General features: G+C 34.0%; 7 protein-coding genes. 6 read left to right on the top strand and 1 reads right to left on the bottom strand.

The window, feature by feature from the left end; translation table 11 throughout:
• Nucleotides 1-457: 457 nt before the first annotated feature.
• From CLORY_RS21735 to CLORY_RS21715, 5 genes are all read left to right on the top strand, one after another.
• On the top strand, nt 458-1,144 hold the full coding sequence (locus CLORY_RS21735; protein WP_079428497.1) for a response regulator transcription factor: 687 nt from the start codon (nt 458-460) through the stop codon (nt 1,142-1,144).
• Nucleotides 1,145-2,509, top strand: a complete 1,365-nt coding sequence (locus CLORY_RS21730) for a sensor histidine kinase (protein WP_079428495.1) — start codon at nt 1,145-1,147, stop codon at nt 2,507-2,509.
• A 258-nt stretch (nt 2,510-2,767) separates the two neighbouring features.
• Entirely contained in the window at nt 2,768-4,477 is a 1,710-nt protein-coding gene (locus CLORY_RS21725; RefSeq protein WP_079428493.1) for a spore germination protein, read from the top strand.
• A complete protein-coding gene (locus CLORY_RS21720) occupies nt 4,470-5,567 on the top strand; it encodes a GerAB/ArcD/ProY family transporter (RefSeq protein WP_079428491.1) in 1,098 nt (365 codons plus the stop codon). Before CLORY_RS21725 ends, CLORY_RS21720 begins: the two co-directional genes overlap by 8 nt.
• A complete protein-coding gene (locus CLORY_RS21715) occupies nt 5,560-6,825 on the top strand; it encodes a Ger(x)C family spore germination protein (RefSeq protein ID WP_079428489.1) in 1,266 nt (421 codons plus the stop codon). The genes CLORY_RS21720 and CLORY_RS21715 overlap by 8 nt, the downstream gene beginning before the upstream one ends.
• Nucleotides 6,826-7,126: 301 nt before the next feature.
• Here the strand turns inward: CLORY_RS21715 and CLORY_RS21710 are convergent, their stop codons facing one another.
• Entirely contained in the window at nt 7,127-8,950 is a 1,824-nt protein-coding gene (locus CLORY_RS21710; RefSeq protein ID WP_079428487.1) for an urease accessory protein UreH domain-containing protein, read from the bottom strand.
• Between the two features lie 171 nt (nt 8,951-9,121).
• Between CLORY_RS21710 and CLORY_RS21705 the strand changes: the two genes are divergently transcribed.
• The gene (locus CLORY_RS21705) at nt 9,122-9,394 is read left to right on the top strand and encodes a hypothetical protein (protein WP_079428485.1); all 273 of its coding nucleotides are present in this window, start codon (nt 9,122-9,124) and stop codon (nt 9,392-9,394) included.
• The last annotated feature ends 163 nt before the right edge of the window (nt 9,395-9,557 follow it).

Here is a 9,557-nt window from a genome sequence, read left to right as displayed (position 1 = left end):
TGTGATCTTAATTATAAAGAGAGTTAAAGGCTTCTCTTCAATATGGAAACTGTTATAATTAACTTTCTTTTAATAATCCAACTACTTAAAAGCCTATTAATCGTGACAGGGCTCTACGAAGAAGCAGGTCTTCGAAGCCAAGACCTGTCCTGCTTAGATAGCTTTTTAGGGTTATCTTTATTAAAATGGATATTAGTTTTAGCAATTTCCAAATTAAAAAGAGGTTTTTTATCTTTCTAAAAAATTAGCGATGCACTTTAGTTTTCTTCGAAGAAATTAAAAAATTGTTATTCCATAGAATAACGTTTATCCAATAACACTTAGTTTATATTTAAAAGATACATTAAATAATTAGCAGCTATTTAATTTACAGAACCCGAAGGGCGCAATGACCGGTAGGTCATACCCCCATCGTTGGTTCGCAAATTATTTATTTCAATAAACAAGGAGTACATAGATGAACAACATTTTATTAATAGAAGATGAAGAAGGAGTAGCTGATATAATAAAAGCATATTTAGAAAAAGAAGGATATTCCGTTTGCTGTACAACTAAGGGACTTGACGGGATAAAGCTGTTTAACAGTGAAGATTTCAAGTTAGTAATATTGGATTTAATGCTTCCTGATATTGACGGTGAGCAGGTTTGTGAAAAGATACGAGAAACTTCAAACGTACATATTTTTATTCTCACAGCAAAGAGCTCGTTAAATGACAGAATTCAAGGGCTTAATATAGGTGCTGATGAATACCTGATTAAGCCTTTTAGTCCTAGGGAACTTACAGCAAGAGTTAATGCTTTGTTCAGGAGATTGGATTTTGAGGATACTACAGCTGGTATTATATTTGATGATGGATATCTTCTTGTTGATTATGATAAAAGAATAGTGAAAGTTAAAGGTAAAGAGGTAGCATTAACCCCTAATGAATTTGATATTTTATATAATCTTATTTTAAACAAAGGGAAAGTACTTACTAGGGAACAGCTTATAGATAGAATCTTTGGCATTGATTTTGAAGGGTATGACAGAACAGTTGATGTTCATATAAAAAATATACGCAAGAAAATAGAAGAGGACACTAAAAATCCTAAATACGTAATAACCGTTGTAAGGGTTGGTTATAAGTTTGGCGGTGAAGAGTAGATGCTGACAATAAAGAGAAAATTAAGTATTCTTTTTATCGTATGCTCTATTGCGGCAATAGCTTTAAGTATGTTTTTTGTTAATGTAACTATATCAAATAAGTTTAATGAGTACATGGTAGAAATTCAGAATAAACGATACGAGAGAATTGTATCATATTTTCAGCAGCTTTATAAGAAAGATAAAAAGTGGACCAAAAGCTCTGGAATAGAGATAATGCATGAAGCATATATGGGGAATTACTGTGTAACTTTACTTGATAAAAATAAAAAAGTAGTTTGGGGTATGAATCCTGCAGACATAAAATATAGAATTCACTTAGAAAATATGAAGGTCAAGAATAAGGGAGTCTACAGCTCTAAGAGGTTTCCTATAAAAGTCAGCGGAGAGATTGTTGGCTATACGGACATAGGACAATATTCGTCTTTATTGATGTCCGAAGATGATTTAAGTTTTAAAAATTCTGTGAATAAAAGCATAATCCTAAGCGGAATAGTTGCTCTTGTTATAGTAATGATAATAAGCTTATATTTTTCTAGGGAGTTTGCTATACCAATTAAGCAGGCTGCTGATATGTCAGTGAATTTATCAAAGGGGAATTTTCACACAAAATATGGAGAGAAAAGTACCATAGAGGAACTTGAGAATTTAAGAAAAAGCATGAATATATTAGCAGAGAAACTTAGCTTTCAGGATGATCTAAGAAAAAGGCTGGTTTCAGATATTTCACATGAAATCAGAACACCTCTTAATGTGCTCGAGAACAATTTTGAGGCAATGATAGACGGAGTTGTCCCAGTTACAAAGGAGAAATTGATTTATTTAAATGAGGAAGTCATAAGATTTGGAAAGCTATTAAATAATCTGAATACCTTAAAGGAATTTGAAGATCAGAGTATGAAGATGAACTTTAAAATGGTGGATTTAGCTAAATTAGCAGCAGAGATTTGCAGTGACTTTCAAATGGAGGCTGAGAGTAAAAATATAGATATGGGCTTTACTGCTGCTAAAGGATATAAATATATAGTTAGAGGAGACGAGGACAAATTAAGGCAGGTATTTATTAATCTTCTATCTAATGCTATTAAGTTTACTCAGCCAGGTGGAGAGGTAGCAGTAAAATTGTATTTGGACAGCAAAAATGTAAATGTTGAGGTAACTGATAATGGAATTGGAATCAGTAATGAAGATTTGCCATTTATATTTGAGAGACTTTACAGAGGAGATAAGAGCAGACATAAGAGTGAGGGAAATGGTATTGGTCTTACTATTGTAAAAAACATATTAGATCTTCATAATGCTGAAATAGATGTGGACAGCGAATATGGAAGAGGAACTAGTTTTAAAATAAGTTTTAAGAAGTAAAAAATGGTTACACCCTATGTCGGCTGCAACCGTTTTTAATGCCCTAACTCTTAATATTCACAAAATACTCTTATTATATTGTTTCTGTTGCCTTCTTATCTTAATTCACTAACTTCAAAATATATTATCGATTCTTTATTTCAGTTATTCTGTTAATCATTAATATCTGCTTGATAATTACAGGTCATGTATATAAATGTATGGTATGCAAATAATAACTGCATACCATACATTTGTATACATAGGTGGGCGGGGAAAATGTGGAATAAGTTAAAGAAAGCAATGTCTACAATTTCATATAAAAAGCCAAGGGACACACAGCAGTTTTATATACCAGAAATGGTTAATGAAAATGATAAACAGAGTGGTAAGGAACAGACAACTAATGGGAGATTAGATGCAACTCCACAGAATGATGAAGCTCAGAAAAATAATCCTTCAGATGTTATACCTAATAATATTGATAGCAATCTTGACTATATGAAAAAGAGTTTTAATTATACTATTAATGGAGATATAAAGATACGTGAGTTTAAACTATTTGGTAAAACAAGAGCTTTCATAATATATATAGACGGCATGGTAGACAGAAATATAATTAACAGAGATATAATTGCTCCATTACTTAGAAATAAGGGTGCTAACAATCAACAGGAATGTTCAGCTCAATATATTATTGATAGTGTTATAGAAACAAATGCAGCAGAGAAGATTAAAACATTCGAGGAGGTATTATCAGGCATACTTACTGGTGACACAGGTGTATATGTTGATGGCTGTGACTATTATATAGTTTGTGAGACAAAGGGATATGAAAAAAGAAATGTTGACAAACCTCAGGTAGAAGCAGTAATTAGCGGGGCTCAAGAAGCTTTTAATGAAAATCTTCGTACTAATACCGCTCTAATTAGAAGGATAATTAAGAACAATAACCTTGTTGCTGAATATATAAAAATAGGCGAAAGAAGCAATAAAATCTGTGCTGTGATGTATATTAACGGTCTTGTTAATCCAGCTTTAGTAGAGGAAGTGAAAAGAAGGATTGAAGGAATTAAAACAGATTTTATTTTGGGAAATGGAATGCTGCTGCAGTTTATTGAAAGTGAAAGAAGGTCACTTTTTCCTACCATTCTTTCCACTGAAAGACCAGATAGAGCAGCAACAAATATAATTGAGGGAAAAGTAGCTATACTTTGTGAAGGAGAGCCTTTTACTCTGATTGTACCAGTTACGGCTATTGAAATGCTTCACACATCTGAAGATATGGCAGTAAGATCAGTTTATGGAACGTTTTTAAGAATTATAAGATTGGCAGCCCTGTTCGTAGCTACTTTTCTTCCTGGATTATATATTGCCATTACAAATTATCATCAGGAAATGATACCTACTGAACTTCTAATAGCTATAGGCAGTGCTAGGGAAAGTGTACCAATCCCGACCATACTGGAGGTAATCTTGATGGAAGCTTCTTTTGAACTTATTAGGGAAGCTGGAGTACGTGTACCGGGAATGCTTGGTACGACCATTGGTATAATTGGAGCTTTAGTACTTGGTCAAGCTGCAGTTCAAGCCAGCTTGGTAAGTCCCATACTGATAATTATTGTAGCACTTACCGGTCTTGGAAATTTTGCTATACCAAACATTTCCTTCTCTTTTGGTGTAAGAGTGGTGAGATTGTTATATATAGTTGCTGGAGCTGTATTGGGCTTTTATGGTATAGCTGTTCTAACAGTAGCGTTAGAAGCATTGGCTGTAGACATGAAGTCCTTCGGTGTACCATACCTTACACTTATTACACCTAGAGTTAGAAAAAGTAAAGATGTACTTATAAGGAGGGCAGTGTGGAACCAGGAATTTAGACCGGACTATGTCAATCCGTTAGACATTAGAAGACAGCCAGACATCTCAAGGCAATGGACTACGGAAAAATCTGAAAATGGTCATGAGAGAGGAGATAGTAATGAATAAGGGTGGAAAATTCAGTACTTATGAGGGAATATTATTCGTTACTATAACTATAGTATCTAAAATATTGTATACAAGTACTCCTGCTGTAGTAAAACAGGCCGGCACTGCAGCCTGGTATTCTACCCTTATATCATGTGCAGCTGCGATTCTTCAATATTGGCTTATGTGTAAATTAATCGATAGATTTCAAGGAAAAGATCTGGTTGAAGTAACCGAACTTGTTTTAGGAAAATTCATTGGTAAGATAATGGGAGTGCTGCTTTCAGGGTACGTAGTTTATTATGCAGCTACAAATTTAAGGGAATTTCTTGAAATGATAAAAGCCTTTAATTTACCCAGCACACCTCCAAGCGTTATAATGATAACCTTTATATCTGTCTGTGTACTCATTGCATATAAAGGCCTTGAAACCATTGTAAGAATTTCATATGTTAATTTTTTTGTCATAATAACAGCATTAATAATTATTTTATTACTAGCTATTCCTTACTATGACATTGATTATATTAAACCCTATTTCGGATATGGATTTACGAAAACTCTATCTTTAGGATTTCTTAGAAGCTCAGCATATGAGGAAGTTACACTTTTATTAATGATCAACAGGTCATTACATAATAGTGACTATAAAAAGATAGGAATTGTAAGTTTAATACTATCCGGAATTATTTTTAGTATTTCGCTGTTATGCTATTTAATGGCCTATGGATACGATATGGGTAGAGAAAATTTCTCAGGAATATTTCAATTATCTAGAATAATTTATTATAATAGGTACATTCAGAGAGTAGAATCTATCTTTCTTTTTGCTTGGGTAATATCGTCTTTACTAACAGTATCTACTGCATTTTATACATCAGTGAGAGTGTACTGCCAAAGTTTCGAAATATCTGATCATAAGCCAATATTAGCACCTTTCGCAATGATAATGTATGCATTAACACTTCAGCCTAAAAATGTATCAGAGCTGATGGATATAAATTTACTTGTAGTAAGGCAGTATAGTATGCTTCTAACTTTTGTTTTTCCAATATTAGTACTGCTTATTGCAGTTATATTTAGAAAAAAGGGGATAGACAGTAATGTTTAAAAGATATTGTGCAGTTGCAATAATTTTAATGTTTTGCAGTGTTATCTTAACAGGATGCTGGGATTCCAGTGAAGTTGATGATAACGTGTATGCCATAATTATGGGGTTAGATAAAGGAAATGAGAATAAAGTAATCGTAACTGTACAGTATCCAACTTATACTCCAACTAGAGGTGGACAGAGTCAAACAAGTGGAAATACTGCAGAAGACAGCAGAGTAGATTCTATAGAATCTCCAGCTATTCTCGAATCGATAAATCTCATGAATATGGCTGTATCGCGAAGAGTTTCATTACTTCATACAAAAATGCTCGTAATTTCAGAAGAACTGGCAAGAGAAGGTGTCGGTGATTTCCTTTCACCATTAGCTAGATTTAGGGGAACTAGAAGAACAATGTTTGTTGTAGTTACAAAGGGCAGGGCAGTAGATTTTATTAATGCAAATAAAACAGGGGCAGGAGAAAGTGTTACAAAATCACTGGAGCTCATGATAGCTCAATCTAAAAACACAGGCTTTTTTCCGTATATAAACTTTCATGAATTCTATAAACAGATTATTTCCAATTACGCTAATCCGATTACAATTTATGCAGGTGTAAATGATTTTTCTCAAATCAGATTACAAGATGGCAGTCCAAAAGCACCATTAGTCACGCAGAAAGATTATAAACCTGGTGAACTTCCTAGAATGGGTTTAGTCAGTAGAGAATTTGTTGGCACAGTTCTTTTCAACGGAGATAAGATGGTTGGAAGTTTAAATCCCTATGAAACAAGATGTCTTTTGATGATCCAGAATAAGTTTAAGAGGGGAATTATGACTATCGAAGATAGAAATTCTCCTGGAGATGGCATTATATTCAGTATTAGACGTGGAAGGAAAACTTACGTAAAAGGAAGGTTTGAAGCTGGAAAACCTGTAATTGATTTGGGTTTAAACATAGAGGCTGATATTGGAGCTATACACAGCAGAATAAATTATGAAAGATCAAAGCTGATTAATACTTTAAGTAAACAGCTCGAAGGTGAAATCAAGCGGGAAGTGGAGAGGACAATAGCAAAAGCAAAAGATAAATATAGAGTTGACGTGTTCCGATTCGGTAAAGAATTTGCAGGATATTTTCCAACAATCCAAGACTGGGAAAAGTATGATTGGCTTTCACATTTTCCTGATACAAAAGTAAATGTAACTGTGGAGGTTAATATAAGAAGAACTGGACTCATGATTGAATCTAGTCCAATAACAAGAGGAAAACATTAGCGATAAACAAAGAGGTGATTGCTCTGAAATTCATATTATCATTAGTAATTTTAGGATTAGGCTATTACAGCTTTTCATACGGCGTTTATGTTCTAAAGAATGAAAAAAACAAATTGCCAGCCTTTGGCGTGTTTCTTATATCTGTAGCAGGTACTATTGGGCCAATTATTTATTTATATATTAAGCTGTGATAATGAAAATTGAACAGGCAACAGAAGTAATAAAATAAAAGTATTATATAAAGATTACGAGTTAGAGCATAAAAAAGATAGTGGTTGGATGCCACTATCCTTTGGTCTTATTATGGAGTTATAAATTCACTTCTTACAGCTTCTAAATCTACATTATTTATTTCATTTGCTGCACTTATTACTCCAAGTACACCATTATCTTTAACAATAGCATAATCTGTGGATTTTTTTATTTTAAGCTCAATGCTGTTCATGCCTTTTTTAGCAGTAAAAGAAGCAACGCTTTTTCCCGTATTTACATCAACAAGAATGTATTTGCCTTTTGCATTATCAAAAGATTTTAGATCAAGAACTAATTTAGCATTTAGATTAGACTTTGCCACGATAATCAAAGGTTTTAATTCATATCCAATGCCTTTAAATTTTATAGTTTGAATATTACCATTTAGTTCGGATTTTTTTACTAAAGTTTTTGTAGGCACCTTACTCAAATCACTTCCATAGATACTGTTCTGATTTGCAGCTGCATTAGACGCGCTGCCATCTGTAGGTGTTGCACAGCAGCTAGGACTTGTAGCTGGTGGCGGAAGAGAAGAATCAGCTTTTGATGTATCCACTGCATCTAATTTGTCAACAACTTTAATTACACCGCCTATCATGCCCATCCAGCAGCTGAAATTAATATCTTTATCACCAGGTGTAAACTTAATTATATTTTCACCTTTAATTATTTTCTTTTGAATATTCAAGGATTGTACAACTACTTCATTATTGCAGGAAGTAAGCTGGTCACCGTTAATTATCCATTTAACGGGTATGCCCTTTTGAACATAAAAGGCATTTGGAGCATACCCTGAAGATACAGCATTCATTGTAATGGTTTGAACACCATTACTTAACTTTGCTTTTGCTACATTTGCGTTAGCAGCGGTATCTGAATTGACGCCAAGCAGTTTAGCAGAGGTCGCAGCTATTGCGTTTTTAGGACTTAATCCAGCAAGTGTAAGTCCTCTGTTTCCCATTATAAGTCCTAAAGATATAATAAGTACACCGCTGAATTTTAACAGCTTTTTAGTATATCCTTTAGTAAGCATACCCGATAATGCGCCGAAAGCAAACATGAGCGGTACTGTCCCAAGTGAAAATGCAAACATGGACAAAGCTCCGGTTAGGGCACTACCGGTGCCGAGAGCATATAGCTGCATGGTTTGCAGGGGGCCGCAGGGCATAAGTCCGTTTAAGAATCCAACTATAAATGAGGAGTGAGCTTTGCCTTTGATCTTGTACACTGCAGCAGGCAGCCTTAGATGGAATTTTCTGAAGGCTTTAAAGCCCAGCATGTTTAGTCCCATTATAATCATAAATACTGCAGCAAATATCTGGAGTAATGCTTTTGTTGCAATGGAAAGTGAGAAAACTGAACCTAAAGCACCAACAATACCACCTAAAATTGTATAAGATAAAACTCTGCCTGAATTATATAACAGAGAAGGTTTGATTGCTTCAGCTTTGTTTTTGCTTTCCTTTGAAAAATTCTGAGACAGCATTATTCCACCGCACATCCCTACACAGTGAATAGAAGTCAGTACTCCAACCAGGAAGATGATTGCATATGAAGCATTGTTAAGCTTTGCTTCCATATCAAAGCCGCTGGTTTTTAAGCCTAAAAGAGCAATTGCAGCAACTATTACCAGTATACCAATGAATTTATAATCTTTAGATTGCTCTGTGGTGTAGCCAGCTTCTTTAATTGCGGTCTTGATTTTATCTAAATCGCATAGTTCGTTATCATATTCAATTAATGCCCATTGATGTTCATAATTAGCTTTTATACTTATAATCCCGTTCAACTTGCTGACAGCCTTTTCAATTCTTAGCTCGCAGGATGTACAGGTCATATCGTATATCTTTATTTTTTTGCTCTGAATATCCATAAAGTCCTCCTGTATCATTAATTTATAAGCAAATTATATAAATTTGATATGTTGATTTTATGAAGAATTTGTATAAAAGGTATTATCGAAATAAAATCTTCTTCATAAGTTCTTTACATAAAAGATATAGAATTGATTTAAATTCATAGTGAAAACTTGAGGAGGAATACAATGAACTGTCATAAGGATGGTAAAAATAAGCCTAAATATTTAGGACATATGCTTCATATGGTGTTGTGCTGCGGGCTGCCAATAGTTATTGTCGGAATAATTCCTGTAGTATCTGCATTTAGTTTGTCAGCTTCGAAGATCCTTGCAGGTATAGTTCCTTTTATATGCCCATTGATGATGCTTTCTATGATTGGAATGATGTTTTTAGGTGGAAGAAAGCGCAGCTGTTGCAGTAAGAACGAAGATAATGACACCGAATCAAATAAAATCTAATAAAAGTTAAACGCTTTAACAAATAAGACTTATATTACTCAAACTTCGCACATAGATATTAGCTATGCACCTTGAAAATTCAATACCTGGCAGTTGTTCAGTTGTCAAAGTTCAGTCCTTATGCTGCTTGAAGCTGTGTTTTCAGTAAAACTGGAAGTGCATT

This window comes from Clostridium oryzae (genome assembly GCF_002029235.1).
Classification (GTDB): Bacteria; Bacillota; Clostridia; order Clostridiales; family Clostridiaceae; genus Clostridium_AE; species Clostridium_AE oryzae.
Note: the sequence above shows the minus strand (reverse complement) of the source record. Positions and strands in the feature narration are given on the sequence as shown.

Excerpts from the sequence above, each read along its gene's own strand:
- CLORY_RS21735 (WP_079428497.1), top strand. The coding sequence starts at position 458 with ATGAACAACATTTTATTAATAGAAGATGAAGAAGGAGTAGCTGATATA.
- CLORY_RS21730 (WP_079428495.1), top strand. The coding sequence starts at position 1,145 with ATGCTGACAATAAAGAGAAAATTAAGTATTCTTTTTATCGTATGCTCT.
- CLORY_RS21710 (WP_079428487.1), bottom strand. The coding sequence starts at position 8,950 with ATGGATATTCAGAGCAAAAAAATAAAGATATACGATATGACCTGTACA.
- CLORY_RS21720 (WP_079428491.1), top strand. The coding sequence starts at position 4,470 with ATGAATAAGGGTGGAAAATTCAGTACTTATGAGGGAATATTATTCGTT.
- CLORY_RS21725 (WP_079428493.1), top strand. The coding sequence starts at position 2,768 with ATGTGGAATAAGTTAAAGAAAGCAATGTCTACAATTTCATATAAAAAG.
- CLORY_RS21705 (WP_079428485.1), top strand. The coding sequence starts at position 9,122 with ATGAACTGTCATAAGGATGGTAAAAATAAGCCTAAATATTTAGGACAT.
- CLORY_RS21715 (WP_079428489.1), top strand. The coding sequence starts at position 5,560 with ATGTTTAAAAGATATTGTGCAGTTGCAATAATTTTAATGTTTTGCAGT.